At 43.9% G+C, this 23,596-nt stretch carries 27 protein-coding genes and 1 other RNA gene; 7 read left to right on the top strand and 21 right to left on the bottom strand.

The window, feature by feature from the left end:
- Positions 1 to 63 precede the first annotated feature (63 nt).
- The gene (ftsZ, locus tag QUA01_RS16605; RefSeq protein ID WP_194008792.1) at positions 64 to 1,335 is read left to right on the top strand and encodes a cell division protein FtsZ; all 1,272 of its coding nucleotides are present in this window, start codon (positions 64 to 66) and stop codon (positions 1,333 to 1,335) included.
- 103 nt (positions 1,336 to 1,438) lie between these two features.
- On the opposite strand, the gene QUA01_RS16600 is transcribed toward ftsZ, so the two are convergent.
- Complete coding sequence (locus QUA01_RS16600; protein WP_333091057.1) at positions 1,439 to 2,218, bottom strand: MBL fold metallo-hydrolase; 780 nt, start codon at positions 2,216 to 2,218, stop codon at positions 1,439 to 1,441.
- 233 nt (positions 2,219 to 2,451) lie between these two features.
- On the opposite strand from QUA01_RS16600, the gene QUA01_RS16595 reads away from it, so the two are divergent.
- Positions 2,452 to 3,363 carry a hypothetical protein gene (locus QUA01_RS16595; protein ID WP_333091056.1) on the top strand — a complete coding sequence of 304 codons (912 nt, stop codon included), beginning with the start codon at positions 2,452 to 2,454 and terminating at the stop codon, positions 3,361 to 3,363.
- A 59-nt stretch (positions 3,364 to 3,422) separates the two neighbouring features.
- Positions 3,423 to 4,241 (top strand): bifunctional hydroxymethylpyrimidine kinase/phosphomethylpyrimidine kinase, encoded by an 819-nt coding sequence (thiD, locus tag QUA01_RS16590; RefSeq protein ID WP_333091054.1) that lies wholly within the window; start codon positions 3,423 to 3,425, stop codon positions 4,239 to 4,241.
- Positions 4,242 to 4,323: 82 nt separating this feature from the next.
- Here thiD and dndE read toward each other — a convergent pair whose 3' ends face one another.
- From dndE to dndB, 5 genes are all read right to left on the bottom strand, one after another.
- On the bottom strand, positions 4,324 to 4,725 hold the full coding sequence (dndE, locus tag QUA01_RS16585; protein ID WP_333091052.1) for a DNA sulfur modification protein DndE: 402 nt from the start codon (positions 4,723 to 4,725) through the stop codon (positions 4,324 to 4,326).
- 288 nt (positions 4,726 to 5,013) lie between these two features.
- On the bottom strand, positions 5,014 to 7,011 hold the full coding sequence (gene dndD, locus QUA01_RS16580; protein WP_333091166.1) for a DNA sulfur modification protein DndD: 1,998 nt from the start codon (positions 7,009 to 7,011) through the stop codon (positions 5,014 to 5,016).
- A 131-nt stretch (positions 7,012 to 7,142) separates the two neighbouring features.
- Positions 7,143 to 8,858 carry a DNA phosphorothioation system sulfurtransferase DndC gene (dndC, locus tag QUA01_RS16575; protein WP_333091048.1) on the bottom strand — a complete coding sequence of 572 codons (1,716 nt, stop codon included), beginning with the start codon at positions 8,856 to 8,858 and terminating at the stop codon, positions 7,143 to 7,145.
- A 22-nt stretch (positions 8,859 to 8,880) separates the two neighbouring features.
- Positions 8,881 to 9,849 (bottom strand): HNH endonuclease, encoded by a 969-nt coding sequence (locus tag QUA01_RS16570; RefSeq protein WP_333091046.1) that lies wholly within the window; start codon positions 9,847 to 9,849, stop codon positions 8,881 to 8,883.
- Positions 9,850 to 10,014: 165 nt separating this feature from the next.
- On the bottom strand, positions 10,015 to 11,127 hold the full coding sequence (gene dndB / locus QUA01_RS16565) for a DNA sulfur modification protein DndB (protein ID WP_333091044.1): 1,113 nt from the start codon (positions 11,125 to 11,127) through the stop codon (positions 10,015 to 10,017).
- Between the two features lie 257 nt (positions 11,128 to 11,384).
- On the opposite strand from dndB, the gene QUA01_RS16560 reads away from it, so the two are divergent.
- From QUA01_RS16560 to QUA01_RS16550, 3 genes are all read left to right on the top strand, one after another.
- The gene (locus tag QUA01_RS16560; RefSeq protein ID WP_333091042.1) at positions 11,385 to 12,977 is read left to right on the top strand and encodes a DGQHR domain-containing protein; all 1,593 of its coding nucleotides are present in this window, start codon (positions 11,385 to 11,387) and stop codon (positions 12,975 to 12,977) included.
- A 93-nt stretch (positions 12,978 to 13,070) separates the two neighbouring features.
- Entirely contained in the window at positions 13,071 to 13,322 is a 252-nt protein-coding gene (locus QUA01_RS16555) for a DUF2281 domain-containing protein (protein ID WP_333091040.1), read from the top strand.
- Positions 13,323 to 13,715, top strand: a complete 393-nt coding sequence (locus QUA01_RS16550) for a type II toxin-antitoxin system VapC family toxin (protein WP_333091039.1) — start codon at positions 13,323 to 13,325, stop codon at positions 13,713 to 13,715.
- A 96-nt stretch (positions 13,716 to 13,811) separates the two neighbouring features.
- Here QUA01_RS16550 and QUA01_RS16545 read toward each other — a convergent pair whose 3' ends face one another.
- From QUA01_RS16545 to QUA01_RS16500, 10 genes are all read right to left on the bottom strand, one after another.
- Positions 13,812 to 14,078 (bottom strand): hypothetical protein, encoded by a 267-nt coding sequence (locus QUA01_RS16545; RefSeq protein ID WP_333091037.1) that lies wholly within the window; start codon positions 14,076 to 14,078, stop codon positions 13,812 to 13,814.
- 29 nt (positions 14,079 to 14,107) lie between these two features.
- Complete coding sequence (locus QUA01_RS16540) at positions 14,108 to 14,323, bottom strand: DUF6887 family protein (RefSeq protein WP_333091036.1); 216 nt, start codon at positions 14,321 to 14,323, stop codon at positions 14,108 to 14,110.
- Positions 14,310 to 14,498, bottom strand: coding sequence for a DUF6888 family protein (locus QUA01_RS16535; RefSeq protein WP_228049914.1), 189 nt, complete (start codon positions 14,496 to 14,498; stop codon positions 14,310 to 14,312). The genes QUA01_RS16540 and QUA01_RS16535 overlap by 14 nt, the downstream gene beginning before the upstream one ends.
- A 77-nt stretch (positions 14,499 to 14,575) precedes the next feature.
- Complete coding sequence (locus QUA01_RS16530; RefSeq protein ID WP_333091035.1) at positions 14,576 to 15,496, bottom strand: endonuclease/exonuclease/phosphatase family protein; 921 nt, start codon at positions 15,494 to 15,496, stop codon at positions 14,576 to 14,578.
- A 148-nt stretch (positions 15,497 to 15,644) separates the two neighbouring features.
- Positions 15,645 to 16,115 carry a DNA phosphorothioation-associated protein 4 gene (locus tag QUA01_RS16525; RefSeq protein ID WP_194067176.1) on the bottom strand — a complete coding sequence of 157 codons (471 nt, stop codon included), beginning with the start codon at positions 16,113 to 16,115 and terminating at the stop codon, positions 15,645 to 15,647.
- Positions 16,116 to 16,195: 80 nt separating this feature from the next.
- Positions 16,196 to 16,516, bottom strand: a complete 321-nt coding sequence (locus QUA01_RS16520; protein ID WP_333091033.1) for a nucleoside triphosphate pyrophosphohydrolase — start codon at positions 16,514 to 16,516, stop codon at positions 16,196 to 16,198.
- A 12-nt stretch (positions 16,517 to 16,528) separates the two neighbouring features.
- Positions 16,529 to 17,185 (bottom strand): Uma2 family endonuclease, encoded by a 657-nt coding sequence (locus QUA01_RS16515; RefSeq protein WP_333091031.1) that lies wholly within the window; start codon positions 17,183 to 17,185, stop codon positions 16,529 to 16,531.
- The gene (locus QUA01_RS16510; protein ID WP_333091030.1) at positions 17,175 to 19,241 is read right to left on the bottom strand and encodes an AAA family ATPase; all 2,067 of its coding nucleotides are present in this window, start codon (positions 19,239 to 19,241) and stop codon (positions 17,175 to 17,177) included. Before QUA01_RS16510 ends, QUA01_RS16515 begins: the two co-directional genes overlap by 11 nt.
- Positions 19,238 to 19,513, bottom strand: a complete 276-nt coding sequence (locus QUA01_RS16505) for a hypothetical protein (protein ID WP_333091028.1) — start codon at positions 19,511 to 19,513, stop codon at positions 19,238 to 19,240. The genes QUA01_RS16510 and QUA01_RS16505 overlap by 4 nt, the downstream gene beginning before the upstream one ends.
- A 201-nt stretch (positions 19,514 to 19,714) precedes the next feature.
- On the bottom strand, positions 19,715 to 21,061 hold the full coding sequence (locus QUA01_RS16500; RefSeq protein WP_333091027.1) for a DNA phosphorothioation system restriction enzyme: 1,347 nt from the start codon (positions 21,059 to 21,061) through the stop codon (positions 19,715 to 19,717).
- 21 nt (positions 21,062 to 21,082) lie between these two features.
- Between QUA01_RS16500 and QUA01_RS16495 the strand changes: the two genes are divergently transcribed.
- Positions 21,083 to 21,232: a hypothetical protein gene (locus tag QUA01_RS16495; RefSeq protein WP_333091025.1), complete on the top strand. Its 150-nt coding sequence runs from the start codon at positions 21,083 to 21,085 to the stop codon at positions 21,230 to 21,232.
- Between the two features lie 43 nt (positions 21,233 to 21,275).
- On the opposite strand, the gene QUA01_RS16490 is transcribed toward QUA01_RS16495, so the two are convergent.
- From QUA01_RS16490 to QUA01_RS16470, 5 genes are all read right to left on the bottom strand, one after another.
- Positions 21,276 to 21,851, bottom strand: a complete 576-nt coding sequence (locus tag QUA01_RS16490) for a Uma2 family endonuclease (protein ID WP_333091024.1) — start codon at positions 21,849 to 21,851, stop codon at positions 21,276 to 21,278.
- 27 nt (positions 21,852 to 21,878) lie between these two features.
- Positions 21,879 to 22,319, bottom strand: a complete 441-nt coding sequence (locus QUA01_RS16485; protein ID WP_333091022.1) for a hypothetical protein — start codon at positions 22,317 to 22,319, stop codon at positions 21,879 to 21,881.
- Between the two features lie 393 nt (positions 22,320 to 22,712).
- On the bottom strand, positions 22,713 to 23,096 hold the full coding sequence (locus QUA01_RS16480; protein WP_194067167.1) for a phasin family protein: 384 nt from the start codon (positions 23,094 to 23,096) through the stop codon (positions 22,713 to 22,715).
- A gap of 23 nt (positions 23,097 to 23,119) precedes the next feature.
- Positions 23,120 to 23,216: signal recognition particle sRNA small type (gene ffs, locus QUA01_RS16475), an RNA gene on the bottom strand.
- Positions 23,217 to 23,239: 23 nt separating this feature from the next.
- Positions 23,240 to 23,506, bottom strand: coding sequence for a YciI family protein (locus QUA01_RS16470; protein ID WP_194008815.1), 267 nt, complete (start codon positions 23,504 to 23,506; stop codon positions 23,240 to 23,242).
- Between the last annotated feature and the right edge of the window lie 90 nt (positions 23,507 to 23,596).

Below are 23,596 nucleotides of genomic sequence, written 5' to 3'. Positions count from 1 at the left end.
ATAGTTGATGTGAATTGGCGTTTAGTTAAGTTAAAAAGCTGTAATCTACTATCCCCGACTCTAATGAAGCTTAATAATAGACAGGGGTCTGACCAAGACAGTCCCCCTTCGGAAGAAGTAAAAAATTTTCCGGTGGCTCTCGATTCCGCCAATCCGTTTAGACGCAAGTCTGGTTATGTAAATGTAGATAGTATTGATATCGATCCTATGGTGAATCCCAAAGACATAATGCCCAGCAGTGCCGCGAGAATCAAAGTAATTGGTGTTGGCGGGGGTGGTGGCAACGCCGTTAACCGGATGATTGCTAGCGAGATTTCTGGGGTCGAGTTTTGGTGCGTGAATACCGATTCCCAAGCTCTGGTGCTGTCAAATGCTCCCAAACGCTTGCAAGTCGGACAAAAGTTGACGCGCGGCTTGGGTGCTGGAGGAAATCCGGCGATCGGACAAAAGGCAGCAGAAGAATCTCGCGACGAAGTTGCTAATGCTTTGAATCACGCGGATTTGGTGTTTATCACAGCCGGCATGGGCGGCGGTACGGGCACGGGTGCGGCTCCGATTGTCGCTGAAGTAGCCAAGGAAATGGGCGCGTTGACTGTGGGCATAGTTACGCGGCCTTTTACGTTTGAGGGACGGCGGCGCACCAGCCAAGCCGAGGAAGGGATTGCAGCTTTGCAAACCCGGGTGGATACATTGATCGTGATTCCTAACGACAAGCTGCTATCGGTGATTTCGGAACAAATGCCGGTGCAAGAAGCTTTTCGAGTTGCTGACGATATCCTGCGCCAAGGGGTTCAGGGTATTTCTGACATTATTACGATTCCCGGTTTGGTGAACGTTGACTTTGCTGACGTGCGGGCTGTAATGGCAGATGCGGGTTCGGCGTTGATGGGCATCGGGGTGGGTTCGGGCAAGTCGCGGGCTAGGGAGGCTGCGATGCAGGCTATTTCTTCGCCGCTGCTGGAAGCTTCGTCTATTGAGGGCGCTAGAGGTGTGGTGTTTAACATCACTGGCGGTACTGACATGACTCTGCATGAGGTGAATGCAGCGGCTGAGACGATTTACGAAGTGGTCGATCCGAATGCGAATATTATTTTTGGAGCGGTGATTGACGAGCGGCTTCAGGGAGAAATTAAGATTACTGTGATCGCTACTGGTTTTTCGGGAGAAGTTCCGCCTCCTCCCGTTCCGGGGCGCACTCAAAATGTGAATGCTCCTTGGCGGGCTGCAACAGTGCCTGTGACTCCTGCTCAACAGACGCAGGATACGAAAATTAAACCGCAAGATTTGGGATTAGATATTCCTGAGTTTTTGCGTAACCGTCGCCCACCCAAATAATTTGAGATTTGAGATTTGAGATTTTGGATTTTGGATTTTGGATTGAATCTCCAATCTCCAATCTAAAAAATCTCAAATCTCCAATCGAACATCAATCTAAAATCTAAAATCTCAAATCCAAAATCTCCAAGGTTTGTCCGGGTTCTGGTTCGAGGAGTTGGGTGGAGAGTTCGGATTTTGCAAGTAAATCGCGAAATTCGGGGATGCTGCCGATCGATCGCACTAACATTGGTAAAATACCGGTGGCTCGGATATCTCCTGCAGTTGTCGGTAAGAAAAACTTCGGTTTGAGAGTTTCGGCGAGTTTGAGGGCTTCTTTGGGGCCGATGATGACTTGTCCGAGGAATGGGAAGATTTGACCGATGACGGGGGCGATGGCTACGTCTACCGTGTCTATTTTCTGTTTGACTTTTTCTAAGGGCGGTAAGTGCGGTTCGTAATAAAGTGTCTCGCCGCTGTTTAAATCTTTTAACAAATAGCCGTTTTCTTCTTGTCCGGGCTGGATTTCGGCTCCGGGTACGGCGATTATTTGTAATAATTCTTTAAATTTAAACTCTTGCCAATTGGCTAAAGATGTGATATTGGTGTATCCCAAACTGCTGAGGACTTTGGCGGCGGTGGGGGAGGCGATGGCGGGAATGGTGCGATCGAGCTTTTCGAGTGTTGGTCTGTGACAGTGGTCGTCTAAGCCTTGGGAAATGAGGATAAGGTCGATCGGCGGTAAGGTGTCGGGCGTGAAGGCGACGGGAGTGTTGTGGTAGGCGGTGAACAGCCAGGGTTGACCGTAAAATACCAGAGGATCGATTAGCCACGGATCGACGAGGATGGTTTGGCCGGCGATGTGGAAAATCCAGGAGTTGAGGTCGATGCGGGTGAGTTTCATAGTTTGCAATAATTCTTTACACTGGTTTTAATAATAGCTAATTTTGCAACCGCAGATGGGGGCGGATGAGCGCTGATGAACGCGGATATGATAAGAGTAGGAAATCGATCTGCGTTGATTTGCGTCTATCTGCGGTTGCAAAGATGATTAATTCGAGGGTTTATATGACACTTAGAGACTCAGGCTTAGAGGAATGTTATATTAAAAATTAGGACTTAGTAAGCTGGATCGAAATGGAAATTAACCTGAATCCGCTCGAATTTATAACGCTCAAATTACAACAAACTGTTGCCGATATCCAAAATTTAGATAACGAAATATCAGGTAAAGTTCAAGAAAGTGCAACGGCAGTAACGGCTTGGGTACAATCAGCACCAAGTTCAATTGTTAGTGCTGGGACGATCGCCGCTCAAGAAGCTTTCAAAGTCTCGCACAACATCCGTTTTGAAAACTTGCCAAAAAATCTGCAATTCAAATTTGCTAGGGCTGGTATGCGTGACGGAATGCGAAATGTTCTAGAAACCGCAAAAGTATTTGAATCCATCCCCGCCCAAATTCGCGCCAGAGGCCCGGAAGCAATTCGCGACTTTTGTCTAGATAAAGATTGGAGTCACATTCAAGCCCGCGTTAATGGAGGGGGAAACGAAGCTGCTAACGGGATTTTTGAATATTTTTGGGTGAATCGCGCTCGCGGTGGTAAAGACATGACGGCGGAAGAATTAGCAACCGCTAAGCAAGTTTTAGAGGCTGCTGCTTTTAAGGCGGCGGTTGCCGAAATCGTTGGGGCAGTAACAAAAGGGGCGATCGCAGCAGCAGTAATTGAATTAGTATTTTCGATCTTAGAAAACTCGCTGCTGTGTGTTGAAGGCAAAATTACTCAGTCCCAATTAATCGAACAAGTGGCGGCAGATACTGCTAAAGCTGGTATTGCTGGCGGTGCAATTACGGGGATTTTGTTAGCGCTTTGCATGATATTTCCTCCCATTGCAGGAGTTTTAGGCGCTGCTGCGGTGCCGTTGGCAGTTGCTGGTATTGGTTTTATGGGAATTCGTGCTTGGGAAATTTTTTGTCATGGCGATCGCCTATTTGGGATAACTGAACAAGCACAAAAAATTCTGGGATTGACTGAAGCGGTAATTGAATAAAACCGTAACAATAAAATCTGATTTAAGATTTCTATGGGTTGTTAATTTTTGAGATAATTATGCCGGCAATCAAGAAATCAAAAATACCAGTTGCAATGACGATCGCCGGTTCAGACAGCGGCGGCGGTGCCGGGATTCAGGCGGATTTGCGGACTTTTGCATTTCACTGCGTCCACGGTACGAGTGCTCTGACTTGCGTGACGGCTCAAAATACTTTGGGGGTGATGCGGGTGGATGCGATGGCTGCGGAGGCTGTGGCGGCTCAAATTGAGGCGGTGGTTGGGGATATTGGGGTGGATGCTGTGAAGACTGGGATGCTGCTGAATCGGGAGATTATGGCGGTGGTGGCGGAGCAGGTGGAGAGTTTGAAGATGGGGAATTTGGTTGTCGATCCGGTGATGGTTTCTCGATCGGGCGATCGACTGATTGACGACGGGGCGATCGCATTTTTGCGGGATAATTTGATTCCTTTGGCGGCTGTGGTGACTCCGAATCGGTTTGAAGCCCAGATTTTGAGCGGTTTACAGATTGTTTCTTTAGATGATATGAAAGCGGCGGCGCAAGAGATTTATCGCAAAGGCGCAAAAGCTGTTTTAGTCAAAGGCGGCGGGATGGCTGGAGATTTGCGCGGGATTGACGTTTGGTTTGACGGTATGAAGTTAGAAGTGTTGAAAACTGAGAATGTTGAGACTGGAAATACTCACGGGACTGGTTGCACCTTGAGTGCTGCGATCTGCGCTAACTTAGCATTAGGTAAAGATTTATTTACCTCAGTAACATTGGCTAAAAATTATGTTACCAATGCTCTGAAATATGCTTTAGATATTGGAGCAGGTCAAGGGCCAGTAGGGCATTTTTTCCCACTTTTACTGAAGTAAATTGTGAACTCTTACCTTCTCTTTCTTCCTACCCTACGGGAACGGCTTCGCCGAACGCGCCCTTAGCGCCTTCGCGGTTCGTTTAACTTCTTAAATTTTCAGGCGAAAGAGCGATCGCCACCAAATCTTCTATTTTCTTAAGATTCGGATCGCCCGCTAAATAGCCAATACCTCGGTGCAAGTGCAGGCGAAATTGTTTAGCTAGAGTTTCCTTTTCCGTGCCCAAATTATCTTGGTGACACCGCTGCTTGAGGGCAACTATCAGGATATCCGCCATGTCGCCGCCAAAAACATCCCAGCTTAGTTCGACGTTGCTGTCGCTCTTAATTGGCACTGGGGATGGTATGCTGGGCTCGGCGAGCGATCGGCAAAACCCCCACCTGCACAGCACGTTCCAGCGATCAATTTTAGTCGATCGTTTGAGTTTTGACAGTTGGTCTTTGGCTGTTTGGGATAAAAGGATGCGATCGACTGGTGGTTCCATAGGTTGAGAGTGTTTTGATATTTTGTAAAGAGTGTTAATATCTAGGAAGCTCAGCCTCTCAAATTACCTTTTTTGACAGAGTTGCAAAACTAAAAGTAACAAATTTTTACACGGCGCGGACTTGATATATTCAGCGTTTTTTGGTATTCTAATTGTAATAGGATATATCCTAATATAATGGGATGGTTGCAAAAATAAAATTTTCGCAACCATCCCATTATGATATATATAGTACCGCAACTCCCCGGCAAAAGTCAAGGGGGTTGCGGAAAATTTTGGCGCGATTTTTTAATCCCAAAAATAGCCTGGTTCGACGGTGGTTTGGCGTTTAGCCGAGTCGTAGTTGAGGAGGTAGCTGCGGGCGATCGCCTCTAATTCTTGCAGCTTATCATATTCTACTTTGCGAATCTCCGTGTCCGTAGAAAGCAGGATTACTTGGTGGCTGGCTGAGGGAAAATACCGTTCGACTAGGTTGTTTCTGTGGGATGAGTCGAGGCGGCCCAGGGGAGTGTCGATCGCGACTGGTAACTGTCTCCCGGATACTCTGGCTAATCCCCACAAAAAGGCGATCGCCAGCAGTTGTTTTTCACCGGCAGAAAGTCGGTGTTTCGGTACAGGTTTACCTTCTGGATCGTAAATGGAGAGGCTAAATGTGTCAGTGTCGATCGCAACTCTGTGCACCAAGTCGGTTTTGTGCAAGAGGTAGCGAAAACAGTCGGTAATTTCTATTTCGAGTTTGTTGAGTTTTTTGAGGGTGAGTTTTTCTTTAAATAGTTTGAGGGTAGCTTGGGCTTTGGCGATCGAACCGATGACGTGTTGGCTGTTTCTGATGGTGATGTATTCGCTGCTATAGCTTTCTAGTTCTTTCTGGGTTTTCTCTAATTCTCTGTTTAATTCCGCGATGCGGTTGTTAGTTGATTCGTGGGCTGCGGCTGCAATTGCAACTAATTTTTGGGCATTCCTCACCTCTGCTTCTAGTTTTTCGTAGGCTTCGGGGGAGGCGGCGGCGGCGATTTGTCTGTCGGTGAAGTCGATTTCGGTTTCAATGTTTTTGATTTCAGCGATTTTTTCGGCCGCTAGGGTTTGCTGGGCTTGGATTTGGTAGCTTAGCAGGTTTTCTAGTTGCTGGATGCTGTTGTTGTCGGCGTTCAGCCAGGGCGGGCTGTCTGGGGCTGCTTGCTGTTCGAGTTCTCGGTTTTCTTGGCGGATGAAGTCTTGTATTCGATCTAGCTGTTGGGGATTTAATGAGATTTCGGCGATGTAGTTCAGGAGGCGATCGCTTCTTTGTTGGATAACATTTTGGGCAATTTGTGCTTGCTGTTGGCTGGCTTCGGTTTCTGCTTGGGTTTTGGCAGCAGTTAACAGGGGCGAAATTAGGGCTAGTGGTAGCGTATTTGATGCCAATTCCATCATGGCTTTGCGGGTTGTTTCTGCCCTGTCTGTGTAGTCGTTTAGCTGTTGGTCTAGTTTACTGCGATCGGCTGCAATTTTCCCACCTTGATAAATGAATTTTTCAGATGCTTGTTTCTGGTTTGTTTCAGCTTTATCTAATTCGTTTTTTAAGCTAGCTTGTTTTTCTTTAGCTAACTCTATTTCATCCGTAATTTTCTTAAAAGTTTGTTCAATTTTTTCTAAAGCGGCTAAATCTTTTTTACCAGCAATTTCTTTGCGCTTGCGACTGGCTAATATTTCTAAATCGACGGCTAGGCGTTCTGCTAATTCTAAGCCTAACAAAGATTTAATCGCCCCGATCACAAATTCCGGCGGTGTTTCGAGTTCTGCGAGTTCTTTTACTTGTTCCCCATCAAACAAAAATAAATTGGATATGCCGACTGGTAAAAGGGTTTCGATGTATTCGTCCCAGGTGTTGGTAATTGCTTTGTCCGACCACCAATCGTTTACTACTTCGCTGTAGATGAGAATACTGAGGCTATCTTTAATATCTAGTTTTTTCCAGTATCTAACGATTTTAAATTGAGTTAATTTGTCGTCTTGTACTTGTTCAAAAATTAATTCTACACGGGTATCTTCTAATGCAGGAGTGTGGCGGTTGATGGATTGATTGAGGAAGTCGCTGTAGCTTAAGTTTCCTCTGGTGGAACATTGGGCGCGGCCGCCGTATAGGGCGAGGCGAATGGCGTCTAGAAGGGTGGTTTTGCCGCCTCCGTTCATGCCGCCAAATAGGATGACTGGGGAAGGATTTCCGTCTTTTTCGGGGCGGAGATTGATGGTTTGGATGCCTGTGTAGGGGCCGAAGTTTTTGAGGACGAGTTCGAGGAATTGCATTGTAGATGTTGTTGAGATGGATGAGTGTTTGTAAGCGCGATCGATTTGTCCGACAGTCGGAGAGTCCGACAGGGATTGAAATCCCCGGCGGAGTGCAGGTAAGCCCGATCGCCCGATCGACATTATTCGACCTAATCTTTGCTATTTCCCTCTTCTGAATTTGGGGTTGAATATTTAAGATCCGCCCAAGACAATTGCCTGCCTTCACTGCTGTTGCTTTCGAGTTCTTGTTTGAGTTTGGCAATATCGGCCGTATCATTTTTAGCAGAAGTGTTGGTTTGGGCGATCGCACTTTTGACTTGCTGAATGTTCTCAGTCGGATTTGCTTTAACAGCTTCCACCGCTGTTTTTAAGTTGCGTTGATAGTGGGCGTTACCAATAGCTTCATCCTGCGATCGCGAACTGGTTTCAAAACACTTGTCCAAATCGGCGTAAATACCTGTACGGCGGGGTTTTGTGTAGTATTGGCGTTCTGTGTCGAGGAGTTTAGCCATCAATTCCAGGTGCATTTTGTCATCGCTGCAAATTTCTTCAATCGCAGTCCATTCGTCGCTACCTAGGAGTTTTCTTTCGGCGGCGGGACGGGAATCTTCAAAGGGTTCGCCCGTGACTTCTTCGTAAATCCGGGGCAAACTGTCGTCAAATTCGTGCTTTTGTTCCAACCAAATGCGGCGGATTTCGCTAAGTTCTTCCGGGGTAATTAAGGTGATGTCGCGCATTTCTTCGGGTGCGGTTTTGCGGATGTGGGTTTGTGCTTCCAAGACTCGTCTCAGCCAGTGTTCCCGCCAGAATTTGGTGTACGGGCCGGGGATGGGTTCGACGGAGGTTTTGTCGTCGCCCATGTTGCGTTCAAACAGTTCTACTCTACCGTAGATGCGTCGGAAGTCTCTTTTTGGGCGATCGTTTTTTATATCTAATTCGTTGCGAATATCGAGGAGAGGCTGCATCCATTCTTTCTCTTCATCGTTTTGAATCATTGCCTCCATAGATTTATCTTGGCTTACCATCGTACAAACCCAGCAGCCAAAGCGAGAACTGCCGCAGCTAGGCGTAGAAGTATCGACAACTAAAGGACATTCATTGTCTGCTGTCGCACCGCGATACATAGTAAATAAATCTTTGTTGCTATTTTCCCAAGGATTAGACCACTGATTCAGATAAATCCAGACTTCATCAGTTCGCCAATCTTCTATCGGACTATAAATTAGGGAATTAGGCAGACTAGGACTCTGATAAAGTAGAGATTTAATGGAACTAGATTTATCATTTAGGCGGTCACTCATGCGACCTATTTCATGTTTCTCCATTGAAGCAGCCCGTCTAATACTTTCAGCTTTGCGAGTACCCAATATGAGAATCACTTCTCCATTGATTCTTACCACATCACGAACGAACCGATTAGAAGGAAGGATTTTCAGGCGTTCAGTACACCAGCGAAATCCATGTCTCGGTGCTGGGTAGCCTTTTCCCATCAAGTTAACCCAGAAAGTATCTTTGACATCTGGATAAAGCATATGAGGCTCTATTGGGAGCTGTTGCTCTATAGCAGCAGACTTCATCTGTTTTAATGACTGACGTACCCAAGTAGAAACTATAGGGTTTTCTACCAGTGTATCGGTTGTGATAATATAGATTTTTTTTGTTCTTTTTTCTGCTGGTAATTCTGCTATTGCATACCAGATAAGCTGCACTACGGTAGTGCTGTCTTTTCCGCCAGAATATCCGACCACCCAAGGAATATCATCTAAACAATATAAATCTCTAATTTCTTGACTTAATTGTTTGATTTCTTCTACTAAATCCCTAACGGTACGGGGTGGAAAAAGTGGTAGCATTGTTTCTGTCATTTATTCAAACTCAGTTACGTAATTAAGCTCTAAATACATTCACCCGATGCCAGTGTAGCGATTCAAGTCTGGGTAGATATTGCTCTAAAGTTGGCAGGAGAATAGTTTCACTATGAAAATCTTTCATACATCTGGCATTTGGCGATTCCTCTTCTAAGTCATTAGCGACGATAATTCTGTAATTATCATCTATAGCAAACCAGCCCTGGTCAAAAGCCCAATGATGATTTTTACACAATGATATCCCATTATTAATTTGATTGTCATAAAATCTTGAAAAAGGCTTGATATGTGATCCATCTACAATATTTTGAGTGAGATTCCTGATAACTTTTAATCTACAAAATGCACATTTGTAATCATACGTATGTACTACGGCTTTCCTAAAAATAGCATTTCTTACAGCCGATTTGGTTAAATAGAACCGAGGTTCTGCATCAATATTTCCTGCTAGGCCTGATATTTCTGTTTCTGCCTGAGCCACATTTTCAAAGTCTTGATTAACTTGTAAAATATTTCCAATATCATCCTTATTAGATGAAAACCAGACAGCTACCAGTGTATCTATTAATTCCGAGCGAGAATTTTGGTCTTGGAGTAAATTGAATAATTCATTATCCCAACTCGCGTATTCTACAGCTTCTCTTAGCTTGTTAGTTGTTTTAGGCTTTGAACCATTGAATCCAGACTTAAGTGTGTTATGCCAGAATCCCTCGCTTTCCAAATGCCAAAATGGATAGTGCAAACCACGCTGATGAGATTCAGAACCTAAGACATCCCAATATTTGTTAAATGTTATAACCAAATCATCAGAAACATAAATTTTATTATCCGTAATTATTCCTTGAGCAATTAGATCGATGATTGACAATAGTAATATTGGCTTATGATGAGCGCTACCACGTTGGCGTGTACGACTTACATTAAGCTCCGCAAAACGTTTGCGATAATAATTTAAATTCTTATTTTCGGACTTTTCTCCTGTAGTCATTTTGTCCTCCCGTTATAATTAAATACAATCGAACCTCAAATTTTACACTATTTGCAACAGAGGGTTAAGCACCGCAAGGCACAATCATAACGCATAAACTAGAGAAGTTAAGCAGTGTCAGCAGACTAACAAGTAATTTTCCAGCCTAAACCGGAGATAATTATATCACTTTCTGGCTGCATCTGCGGTTCCCAAACCCAACCGATTTTTCAAATAATCAGTCATCCAACTAACACTAGCCCTCGACCTAGAAATCCCCCCTTTTAACAAAATCCCTCCCTCCCAATCAGGATTAGAAATCGACCAATCAACCTGCAGCAAAAGGCTCAAACGTTCCTCCCAACTCTCAGGAAAAACCGACAACAAAGCGGCCCCAACTTCCCCCAAACTCTCCAACACAACACTGTGACAGTGCACGCAATTCCGGCGCATTTCCCCCGCCGCAACTTGCTTTTGCAGAACTAATTGCCAATCGGGCATAAAACTGCTAACCGCATTCCAATAATTAACCGCCTGTTGTATTTGTTGAGCCAGTTCTTCCTCTTTTTTCTGTTTTGTAGTGCCAGAATGAGAGGGTTTTGTTTGTTTGCTGCTGTGAATGTTGGACAGCAAAGCCATGATAGCACGATCGATCGCACTTAGCGCAAACAATTTGGGCGATCGCCCGTTCAAACTCCCCTTCTCCATCTCCGTCAAACACCGGAACACATCAACCTGCTTAACAACTGATTTTACAACCAAAGCGCGATCGCCCCGGTGATTGAAAAGTACCCTTAGCGACGACTCCAAAGGAACTTGAAAATTGTTCAAATCGGAAAACTTTTGCTGCGAATTTTCCAACCCAATATCCAGAAACAAAATCAGCGCCACCGTCTCGTATCCCAACTGCGGATTTTCCTGCAAAGCCATCTCAAAAGCCGCCCTGCGATGCTGTCCGTCATTAATAGTAAATTTAGCATCCATCGGCACTCGCAAGCGACCGATTTTGCGTTCCTCCGCCTCATTTCCCACAGCTTCAAAAGTAATATCCGCATCAATCGAAGCGGCGATCGCCCCACAAGTATAATTCCCAGAATTATTGACCAAATAATCAGCAATTTCGGGAATTCTAGCCCAGTTAAGCGCCCGTTTCGCCCGCAGAGACGGCGGCAATTCTTCAGAATCTAAAGGAAACAATTTCGGCAAAAAACGCACCGGACACATCGACACGTAATATTCGCGGCCCGCTTGAATTCCTCGGATGACCGGCAAAATGTATTCAAAGGAAGGAGTGGACATATTTTAGAATTGGGAATTGGGAATTGGGAATTGAGAATTGAGAATTGGGAATTGGGAATTGGGAATTGGGAATTGGGAATTGGGAATTGGGAATTGGAAATTAATATTTATTGACTTTTGGTCTGGTTTGTGATATCTGTCCGGGCTATAGCAAGATAAGTCAAGTATTTCACAAAACTTTTTAAAAAACAAGAGTTGACATCAATTTTAACCCATGATATTTTTGAAAAAATAGCGTAATTATATAAAAACTGCGAATGAATACCAACCCAGCGGCTGACCTCGCTAACCCATTTTTGGAAAAAGAACATCGCGAAAGACAGGAAATCGCACTGTTATTAGATAATTATTTAGGAAAGGACGATCGCATTTTCGTACAAAAAACCCAAATGGGAAACACCGAAGCCTACATCGGTTCAGTCACCCTAGAATGGTTAGATTCCCGCGTCCGTTTCGCCTCACAAATGCCGCTTTTCCGACAAAAATTTGACCTCAAAACTAACAACATTGTCCGCGACGACGAAACCATTGACGAAATTATCCAGCGCCCCTTGGATTGGTCGCGCCAAGCCCCACTAACTCAATATTTAGCAGCCCGAAAAGCCCACAAATTCCCCGCAGTTTTAGTAGTCGTCAGTCCCCCTTGGGTAGACAACCCTCTAGCAGAAGAATGGGATAAAAACGGCGTAGCAACCAAATCGGCCGCTGAATTCACATCCTTTGATAAAAACGAGAATTTAGGGCTATTGAATATATCTAAAGATATTTCTATCTTTGCCTTAGACGGCCAGCACCGGCTGATGGGAATTCAAGGTTTAATGAGTTTAATTAAAACCGGAATTTTGCAAAGATACAACAAAAATAAAAAACCTGTGGGCGCTGCAATTACTCTCGAAGATTTAGCCCAAGAGTATCAAATTGACCCCGACGAAGTACACAAATTAGCTCACGAAAAAATCGGGATTGAGTTTATCCCGGCGGCTGTGACTGGGGAAACCCGACAGCAAGCACAACGGCGCGTGCGATCGATCTTTGTGCACGTTAACCTCATGGCGGTGACGCTTAGTCAGGGCCAGCTAGCATTATTAAATGAAGACAACGGATTTGCGATTTGCGCCCGCAAAATTGCCGTCACCCATCCTTTATTAAAAGAGCAAGATAACAGAAATCCCCGCGTCAATTGGGACAGCGCCACAGTCGCCGCCAAATCAACTGTACTCACCACCTTGCAAGCGCTGCAAGATATGTCGGAACGGTATTTAGAATACAAATTCCCCCATTGGAAGCCGGAAAAAAAAGGTTTAATTCCCATGCGTCCCGAAGATGATGAACTAAAAGAGGGAATTGAAGAGTTTAAGAAGTTGTTCGATAATTTAGCAACTTTACCCAGCTATCAAAGAATTGAAAGCAGCGAAGAAACCTTAGAATTGCGCCGATTTAGTTTTGAAAAGCCGGGGGGCGAGGGAAATATTTTGTTCCGTCCAGTTGGTCAAATTGCCTTAGCTAATGCTTTGGGAATTCTAGCATTTAGAAAGAAAATTTCGCTGAAATCTATTTTCGACAAACTCCGCAGATTCGATGTGGATGAAGGATTTAGCCACATGGACAATCCTGAGTCTGCGTGGTACGGGATTTTGTACGATCCGAATAAAAAGCGAGTGTTAGTTTCTGGAAGGGATTTAGCAGCGAAGTTAATTGTATATTTGGTGGCGGGAATTGACGACGATATGGATCGAGCTCATTTGCGGCAAGCTGTGGCTCAAGCGAGGACTTTTGAGGATAAAGCTGTTAGTTTTAATGGCAGGTTTGTGAATCCGAAAGAGGTGGGATTGCCGCAGGTGCTGAGTTAAGTTTCTATTGGGCAAAGTCCACAGCGACTAACACTGAGCAGGAAGCAAATTAGTTTTGTATAATTGAATCTGCACCTTACCTATAACCAGATTATGACCATCGCTGAACAGATTTATGCGATCGCCAAAACCCTTCCCAAAGACCAAGCTAGCGAAATTCTCACTTTCGCTGAATTCGTCTGTGCTAAGCATTTGAGCGCGAACCAGCAAACAGACACTGTAGACTCTCCGATTCCTTGGGCTGAACTTGTTTTTTCCCTTGCTGGAACTTGGGTAAAAGATTTTCCATCTCTAGAAGATATTCGTGCTGAATCTGGACAAGATGTTTTGCGGGAGAGTCTATAAATGTACGTTTTGGATACAAACACCTTGATCTACTATTTCAAAGGTCAAGGACAAGTTGCTCAAAACATTGCTAATGTTTTACCCCAGGAAATAGTCGTTTCTGCGATCGTTATTTTTGAGTTGCAAGTCGGCATTGCTAAATCCAATTCGCCGGCCAAACGCACTCAACAACTTCAGCAACTTTTGAGCCGAGTTAACGTTATTGCTTTCGATCGCGATGCTGCTGTTGCGGCTGCTACAATTCGCGCACAGTTGGAGCAACAAGGTACTCCTATCGGCTCGATCGATGTTTTGATTGCAGGGACAGCCGTAGCTCTCCAAGCGACTCTCGTTACCCACAATGTCAAGGAATTTTCTAGAGTTTCGGAACTCGCGATCGCAGACTGGTATTGACTACCTTCCCAACTAAAATGTTGTTAAATTCGTACTTTTAAGAGTATATCGTAATCCCCCAATTCATCCGCAAACAGAACCTGGATGCTTGGTGGTTCAGACATCAATACCATCCCAAAGTTCTGCGATCGGGTGAACTTTGCCGTCTTCTACTTCCTGAAGCGCAATCAGGAGACTGTTAAGAATATCTTCTTTAGATTGCTCCTCTTCATCTTCTTCAAATAGTTGACTTAGGGATTGCAAAATCAGGGTTTCGATCGGCAGGTTGAGTTTACCAGATTTCTCAAGAAGCTGCTGTTCTAAATATTCAGGAATGGTGAGGGTAATTTGCGTGGGGTATCTCTTCTTATCACAAACTTTCAAGCGCCGACTGTATTTAACTTGTTAAATGGCTAACTATTACTATTTCTTGCCGCTTCTAACTTTTGCTGAATTGCGGCTTGAACTTTCTCATCAAAATCAGGATCGCCGGGAGTTGCAATAATCCTCAGCGGATGCTGATTTATTCTGTCTAAGTACGCTTGAAATGCGGCTCGATCGCCTCGATGTTTGAGAAAATACTGTTTCAATTCAGTATTCGACATTTCGTTATAGTTAACTTGGCTCATCAGCAAACTCCCCATTGGGTAAAATTTGGAACTCAAGCTCTTCATCATACCCAGCCAATATGTATACGTTACGAGTTCTATCGTCAACACAAACAAGATGTATGGGTTGAAGCATTGTGTAAGTTAGTTGATAAGAAATGCGATATAAACTCTCAAGCTGGGCAGCAGTAGGCATTAGACTTAATCACTCCACCTAAAAGTTATTTTAACAGATAACTCCAGGCAATAATTGACTAATACATTAAGTTTAACTTAAGTATTTTGTGGTTTCAACAAAACCAATTCCGCCCCCACAGGCAAATGATCTGAGCCTGTTGCTTCCAAAACCGAACTCGATTTAGCACCCCAATGCTTTGAATACCAAATATAATCAATCCGACAAACGGGATAGTTTAATTTCAAATTCGATGTTTTCACCAAAAACTTAAGTGGCCAACCATGAGGCCAGGTAAAACCAAATCCAAATCCCGATTTTCGGAAAGAATCTTGCATGACTTTTTGCACGATATCATAGTCTTGACTGTCGTCTGTCATATTAAAGTCACCCGCGACAATTACTGGCAGAGTTTCTTGCTCAACTCGCTGCACTAAATCTTGAATTTCGGGAAAGCGTTTCCCATACGTGTAAACGGGAATTTTGAGAAAACGCAATATTTTATGTTGCTTAAGCCAAGGGCCTGAGCTTTCCATATTATAAACGACTATTTCTCGATATTTAAATTTAATAACGGCCCGCTGCTGCGTTTCTGGATGATCGGCCAAGTGCAGTATTTCGCTGGATACAATGGGATATTTACTGAGAATTCCTACCGGGGGAATGCCTATTTGATAGGGGTAGTCTGCTTTTAACGAGGCGAAAGCTCTTTTGATATGCTTCTGAACTATTTCTTGTAAAAATATAATATCGGGTTTTTCTCGTTCAATCAGTTTAACTAAAGTTGGCGACTGAGTTGAATACCAACCGAGGTTATTGGAGAAGATTTTGATTACAGGCTGCGAATCTGTGCTGTTTATTGGTGTGGGAGAAAAGTATTTTAGGTGCAGCCAACTTATTAGGAAAATGCAGGAGATCGTCGAAATAATCGAGAACCATCTTTTTTTGATAATTGAGAAGCCGACGACGGGAAGTAATAAAGTTGGGAAGAGAATTAAGGGCAGAAAAGTGCTAATCAAGGCAACAATCCACAGTCGATCCCAAAATATTAGTTTTAGAAGGAAATAGCAGAGAAGAAATATTGAGTAGCTATAAGCGAGAATTGTTGCAGATTGCTTGACAACTCTTTTGATTAGATCTATTGGTTTGTGGTGCATGGGGAATCTCTTAAAATAAGAACTTGCTTAAATCGAATTCTTCATTTGACCGATTTTGATTGTCTCTTTGGGAGATTAAGAACAACAAAAGGCGATCGGTATAATCGGCCGCACCCCGAAATTCTTCTCGCAATATTTCCAGTCCGCCATTAGCATATTCTTCAAAAATTTGCAAGCGTTCTGCTTCCAATTGTTCGTCGAGATGGGAGAGGATTTGAGGATTTTTGGTTTCGGCGATCGCAATTAGCTTAATCGCCATATCGTAACCCCTGGATATAAAAATATCAATATCAATGGCACCGGGTTCTCGTTTAGAAATTTCCCCCAAGGGCGATCGCTTTTTCCGCTGATTTCCCAAGGATGCCGCAAAGACAATGACATCGGCGTATGTCTGAAAAGGCCCGGAGTTGTTATCCAATAAAGTTAAGGATTTCACTAAATCGGCTTTGTCTTTAGCAATTCTAATTCTGTTAGCAGCCATTGGGATTAATATGTAATTTTTAAATTGATAGAGTAACCGCAGATGTCAAGCAGATCAACAGAGATTAACGTAGATAGTTTTTAGAATGTTCGTAATAACATAATTTTTTTGGCAAAACTTCCTCTGGCTTCCCGGCGCTTGATTTTTTCGGCTAAAAGCCGATCGCCCGAAATGCCAAAACTGGTCATCACCGCATCTATCACCTCATACAAATCCGCCAATTCCGCCAACAAATCATCCTCATCAGCCACCGCTGCTTCCCCCGCTTCCTCAATCAATTTCTGGCGCAAAGCTTGACGGTATTCGCGATCGGACAAAATGACAAACTCGCATTCACTCCCGCTTTGGCGAATAATTTCAGGAATGCGATCGCGCACCAACTTATGATACTCTTTTTCCATGTCAAACTCCTTTCAACCTTGACTAAAAGTTTGAATCAACCAGCGATTAATTTCCCCATCATCTTGCGTTTGACTCCGATTCAAAGCTTCCTCAACTAACGCGATTTCCAGCCCCGGTAAAACCCGCGACTGTTGAATCCTGCCGCTACCTCCGCCATTAATCGCAAAGGCAAAAACCTCCCCAGTGTTTGCACGATCCACCCAATATTCGCTAATTCCTGCATCTTCATAAAGCAAGCGCTTGCTACCCAAATCATCGTTAAAAGAAGATGCACCAATTTCTATTACCAAATTCGGCGGATCGTATTCATTCAAATCAATGGGTGAATTGTTGTCAGCCGGAGGAACTCTCAAATCTGAACCAATGTAGTAAGCTAGATCGGGTTGAAACTCGCGAATACCTGCTTTGCGAAAACTAGCATTAGTAAATTGAATTATTCTGATATTTTTCAATGTAGCGTACAAAATAACTACATTGGAAACAATCGAATTTTGACGCGCGTGCAATGGCCATACTGGTGACATTTCTACCCTCATGTGCTCTTGATAGTAATAAAACTTGCCTTTTTCCCAAGTTGAATCCTCACCAAAATTTAGAAACTCTTCCCATGTCGCCTTCATCCAAATATCCGTTTCCAAAACCTGTGTAATTGCCGAATTAGAAGCCATAATCCACCTCTACAATTTTCGTATATTCAAATTCATCTGAACTGCGCTTAACTAAAGCATAGCGCGTTCCGCCCAATTCGATCGCATCTTCTTCGCAATCAGCTTTCGGAGAATTGTACTCCAACACGTATTCCCTACCGATGGAACTTTCCATTTCTCTAGCAACTTCTCCGCGCCACTGAGTTTTTGTTACTAAGACTACCAATTGATTCGCCAATTTAGGCAGTTTATTAGCAATTTGTTTGCGATAAATCTCATCCAAACTGCCAAAGGGAGAATCCATCACAATCGGAAATGTACTGCTATCGGGGCCCATCAAAGTATTTTTTTGACTCCACTCGCGCACGCCCTCAATAATTCCGCCGATAAACGACAAACTGAGGATTTGATTTTCTCCTGTAGAAGCGGGGACTAAAGATTCGTTACCCGATGTATTTTCTACTAGCGTCAGTTCGTATTTGTCGCTTAATTTGGGTAGGTAAGGAGTAAAAGAAATTTGACTAAAAATATCTTGCACTCGCTTTTCTAGCTGAGAACAAAACTGTTTTTCTAAGCGCGATCGCACTTCAGTTAGGCGATCGATCGCATCCTGAGTCGCAGCAATCCGGCGCTGGGCCAATACTTGCTTTTGCTCGTTCAGTTGCTGCTTGTCGATTTGTTTGTCCAAAGCAGCAACCTGCGCGTTCAAACTCTCAATCTGCTGCTGGTTAGAGCCAGTTTCCCGGTGCAAATCGCCAAGGTTTGCCTCAATTTCATCCAAGCGCTTTTGCAAGCGGCTGACATCGCCGTCAGGGAAATTTTTCAGCTTGCTGTGAATATCGTCTAACTGGTTTTCCACCCGCGAAATTTCTGTTCTACCGCGATGAATATTGGCTTGTTGGCTGTCAAGTTCCTCCCAAAAATCAGCTACTTGTCTATCAATTTCATTAACGCGATCGCTAATCCGAATAGTAGTTTCTTCCACATCGCCAATAACCGCTTTATCCATCCAACCACTCACATTTTCGGAAGCAACAGAACCGGGAGTTAATTCCGCACCGCAGATGCAGCGCTGCTGCACTAATAACTCTTGCAAAAACGGCCGCCCAATCCCCGAAAGTAACTCACCTTTTTCGCGCAAATTTCCAAAAATTGAGTTAAATTCAGCCGCAGCATCCGACAAAAATACCGCGTAACCGCGCCCCGAAATTGCTCGTTGAAGCGCTGATGAAGCCCGATCAATTTCTTCGTGAAATAAACGCCGTTGCTTTTCCAATTCGTCTCGCAACTGTTGCAACTCAGCAGCACCACTGCGTTCCAGCAAATCACCGTTAACTGCTTTTTTTAATTCGCCTTGATTAGTCAATTCTTGCTCAATTTCTACTTGTCTTTGTGAAAGTTGGTCTACCTCTTTCTGCAAAGTTTGCTTTTCTTTTAAAAGTTTTTTAATTTCGTACCCACCAATCATACTCAAATCTGTTTCTAGAGATTTTTTTGCGTCTCCCAAATGTCGGATAGAGCGATTCAGTACCTCTACTCCCAGCAATTCCTTAGTAGCTTCGGCAATTTCTGCTTTCTTATCGTGGCGAACAATTTGCTCCATTCGTTCCCCATCAAAAAAGAAATACTGATGTAAATTTACTGGTAAAATTCGTCCGATAATATCATCGGGATGCTGGGCTGTTGGCATCCAACGGCCGTCATCTTTTGCTACTTGCAGGAACAATTCGCCTTTGATGTGTTCTACACCATTTTCACTTTTGTAAGCACGGCAAACACGCCTTGCTTGGTAGCGCTTGCTGTCGTGTTCAAACACAACTTCTGCCCAACAACCTACTGCTTTTCCCATTTCTGCTTCAGCAAGAGCGCGCTTGTTTACTAATTGTTCTTCCGCCGCAAAAGCCGTGCTAAATTTTCCGTACAGCACCCAGGTAAAAGCATTCATCAGTGCAGTTTTTCCAGCACCGTTATTACCGTGAATTACTGTAATATTTTGCTCGCCCCAAGCCAGCTTTATTTCGGGACTTTTGCCAAAAAACTGCCGAAAATTGCAAAGAGTAAGTGAAATTAACTTCATACAATTGCTTCCCTAATAATTGTTAAAATGTCATCGCTAATATAGCGGGGAGATTTCATATATAGCTTATCTTTTTCTAGTTCCAATACCTGCTCGATAATTTGTCTGACTTCCGGCGGCGCGCTAGTAATCGGTTGCTGTACGTCGCTTAAGTCTTTGTCTGTGTAATAACCAGAACGTTTTTCTGCTAAAATGCCGATCGGTATGGGTGCGATCGCACTATCTTCATATCTAAAAGCCATTACCAAATTTTCATTCAGATTTTCAGCCATATTTTTTAGCAAATATTAAAAATTACAGGGCTGGTGCTCATGGGTGAGAAACCGAGTTTCTACGAGTTTTGCGACGAGAAACGAGAAATTTAGGCAGAAATCGGGTTTCTCAAGTCTGCGTGCGCCAGCGAAATCAACTAGCAACTCAAACTGCGAGCAAATAATTCTCTATTTTTAACATAAACCGAACCGGAATAAATGTCAAATATCTAACAAGCCATAACGCTTTTGAAGTTGCAACAATTTTACCCTAGCTTCCCCAGCATTGTCGGCTAAATCAGCAAATTCTAAGAACCGCTTCAACTCTTTTCTGAGCAGATTGCGCTCGACTTCTAAGGTTTCTCTGCCCAAATCGGGAGGCAAAACAATCATGTCAAATAAAGTAGCTCTTTCCTTTCCCGGATGCGGTCGCAAAATGCGTCCCCGGCGCTGAATAAACTGGCGCGGATTGCTGCTGCTTGCTAAAATAACAGCATTGCGAATTGCTGGAATATCAACGCCTTCATCCAAACAGCGAATCGCGACTAAACCTTGCAATTCTCCACTCTCAAATTGCTGGCGCAATCTTTCTCTTTCTGCTAAAGGAGTTGCCGCCGTGTAGGTGTTAACTCGATAGCCTAATTCTGAACCTAATAACTTTGCGGTTTCTGTTAGTTGGCGGTTGTTATTGCGGCGCGCACTTCCTTCGATCGCGCCGTCGCCGCAGTAAAATAAAGTATGGGCCGTGTCGAGACGGTTACTCATTAACTTTCGCAAAGCTGTTAATTTATTAGCCGCCGCCCCAATTAACCGAGAACGCTGCATTAGTAAAGTTGTTAAAATATCGTTTTCTGATACTTTTTCATCGCCCCAAAGCGCCCAACCAATTTTTTTAGTTAAATAGGAATATTTGCGGGTTTCAGCTTCTGTCAATTCTACTAAAATCGGATAGTATAAATAATGTACTAAGGCTTTTTGTCGGATGGCATCGGCTAAGGTAAGCTCTGGTTGCAAAACCGGGCCGAAATAATCTAAAATAGATTCGGTTCCCTGTTCGTCAAAGTGTCTTTGTGGGGTGGCGGAAAGGGCGAGGCGCAGTCCAATATTGCGTGGCAAACTTTGTCCCAAACGGGGTGCGCCTAAGTTGTGAACTTCGTCTCCAATAATTAGGGTTTTTTCTGGGAAATAGCGGATTTGCGACTGCAAGCTATCGGACATTAAGGTGGCATTTGTGGTGATAATTGTCAGAAATAGTCCCTCGATAGCTCGCACTTCATACAAACCCGCAGCTAGCTTATTTTGCCAACTGCGGGCATTTTCAAAGGCTAAAATAGGTTTTAAACCAAATTTTTCCGATTCGCGCGCCCACTGATTCACTAAGTGGCAGTAGGGGCAAATTACAAGCAATACTTTAAGGTTAATTTTATTATATAATTCAGTGGCGATCGCCAGTGCAGTAATCGTCTTACCGCAACCAGTCGCCATCTTCAGCGTACCGCGTCCCCGATTCGCAAACCAATTATCAACCGCCGCCCGCTGATATTGTCGCAATTCCAGCGATGGCGGCATTCTCGGAAACCCAGATTGCAAATGATTTACCGCCATCGCGATTCACCTTTAAATGCCGTTAAGAAGAAGGAAGAAGAAAGAGGAAGAAGGAAGAAAGAAGAAGGAAGAAGGAAGAAGGAAGAAGGAAGAATGAACGTTTTTTTTAGCGAGTCGTATTTTACATTTAACTAGATGGATTTAGTTGGATGCAAAAGTCCCTGTACTCAAATGTAGCTTACGCGCGATCGAAACTTAACAACCCAAACAAATTATCCGCCGACAGTTGCAAATCCGACAGCACATCGAGCACCGGCAAAATATCCAGATTCTCCTTCCCCTCTGGTTGCTGCTCCGGCTTAAAAACCAAAATTAATTTTTCTTCCGGGTCAATCAACCAACCTAACTTAGCACCGTGATTTAAACAAAACAAGATATTATTGATTACCCGAGTTGGATTTTGAGCCGGCGATAAAATCTCAATTGTCCAATCCGGCACAATTTCAAACCTGTTTTCTATCTCTCCACTAGCATTAAGAGGAATGCGCGACCACTCAAATACTGCTAAATCTGGAACAATAGCACATCCTCCAAAAGTACAGCACAATTCAGGAAAAGCAAAAGCTAACTTTTGCCGTTTACCAGCTTGATTAATAGCTGACGACAATTTGATTTGTAACGTGCTGTGTTTTCCTTGCGGCATAGCTTTTTGATGAATTTTACCGTCAACATACTCGCTAGCCGGCTTAGTTTCTGGCAGTAGCAAAAACTCTTCCAGAGAAATCTTTGACGGAGACTGAATTGACGTTAACATAAGCGATTCAACCCTCAAAAACTCCGATCAATTAACGTCGCTGTCACCTTCCCAATCCTGACAACTCTCCGATTCCACACCAGTAGGGTGCATCGCACAAACCAACAAATTTCCGCCGTAAACTTGGCCGTGATAGTTAGTGCAACCGCGACAAGCCGGCTGCTGAGTCGTCGAAGGGTCTACATAAGTCACCACCGACCAATCTATCTCATCAAGCTCCGGGTCGAACTCCCGAACAATTTCAATTATCGGCTCTATAAATTCATTGATATAACCGTCTAATTCATTAAAATAACCGTCAAAGTCAGCAATCAGGTTATTTTGTACTTGTTCTGTAAACTCTTCCGAAATCTTTGCCAAAACGTCCAGCATTTCGACAAATTCATCGCTAACATCGCTGAAAAAATGCTCTACGTCAGAAGCAGCATTTTCCATTACTTCAAAAAAACCTTTTGACCAATCTTCCATGAATTTGACAGCTTACTATTGCAAAGTATTTAACATAGTCCGGGACACATCAAGCCCAAAAAACCGGGTTTTTTACTCTCATCAGGTTGCAACGGGCGTATTGTAGTAAAAAAACTCGGTTTCTGACTACCCCCACGTCCGGGACTATCACAGATAAGTGCAGCCAGCCTCATGCGAAGCGATCGCACCTACTCTCAATTCTATTACCTATTGCTCTATATCCGTCCACATCGGATACCATTTTCCTGAAACAATCCAACTGTAGGTCAACTCCAAACCCGCATCCAGTCAATCATCCCCAATCTAAAATCGAAAAATCTAAAATCGTAAAGGGAACTTAAGAGTATTATCTTGAGTTCCCTTTATGCTTTGCTTTGCGAGCTTTTTTTGAGCTTAATCGCGCTTCAGCTTTCGCAATTCATCTTGTAAATTCTGTACTTGTTCGCGGAGTTTATCTACGCCGCCGGTTTCTTTAGCATCTGGTGCCGAAACCTCTTCTTCCTCAGAAACAATTTCAATCCGGCGAGGTTCAGCCGTTTTTTTGTCCCCAGTGACTTCTACTGGCGGTTGCTGCTGCTGAGCTTGTTGCACCATATCTTCGACAAAGCGGCGTGCTTCTTCCGTTGACATTTCGCCCCGCTTGACTAATTCATCGGCCAGCTTTTGGGATTCAGCGCGCAATTCAGTCAACTTGCTGCCTGCTTTTTCACCAGCATAGGAAGCTAGCCCGACACCAAGATAAACTGCCTTTTGTAAAATATCTCCGAAACCAGGCATAGGAGCTACACCTCATAAAACAAGGTGAACCGGAGACCACGCCTATTACAAGCATCCCGTGTTGCTGCTACCTTCCGGTCCTGACAAGATTTGGGCGTTGGAATCGCGTGGGTCCAGTTCATTTGTGAGTATAACACATTTATTTATTCTTCAACCACACACCAGTGATAAATTTCATAAATAACGCAACCGTTTTTCACCAGGGGGTCTTCAGCAACGATCGCCCTTGCCTCATCCATCGAACCCGCCTCAAACATCAACATACCGCCGCCCCGCCTCGCCCAGTAGCCAGTTTTAGCTCGGTGTCCTTTAGAAATCAACTCTCGGACATAAGCTCTGTGAGCGGGCACATACTGGTCAAATACAGGCTTTTCGACAATTCCTTGCTCAATTTTGACAAACCAAGGCATTTTTTATTTTAGATTTTAGATTTTAGATTGGGGATTGTAGATTGGGAATGAGGTTTTTGGTACGAGGAATTGAGTAAATACTCGATCGCC

Origin of the sequence: Microcoleus sp. S36a_B3 (assembly GCF_036700745.1) — a bacterium.
Classification (GTDB): Bacteria; Cyanobacteriota; Cyanobacteriia; order Cyanobacteriales; family Microcoleaceae; genus Microcoleus.
Note: the sequence above shows the minus strand (reverse complement) of the source record. Positions and strands in the feature narration are given on the sequence as shown.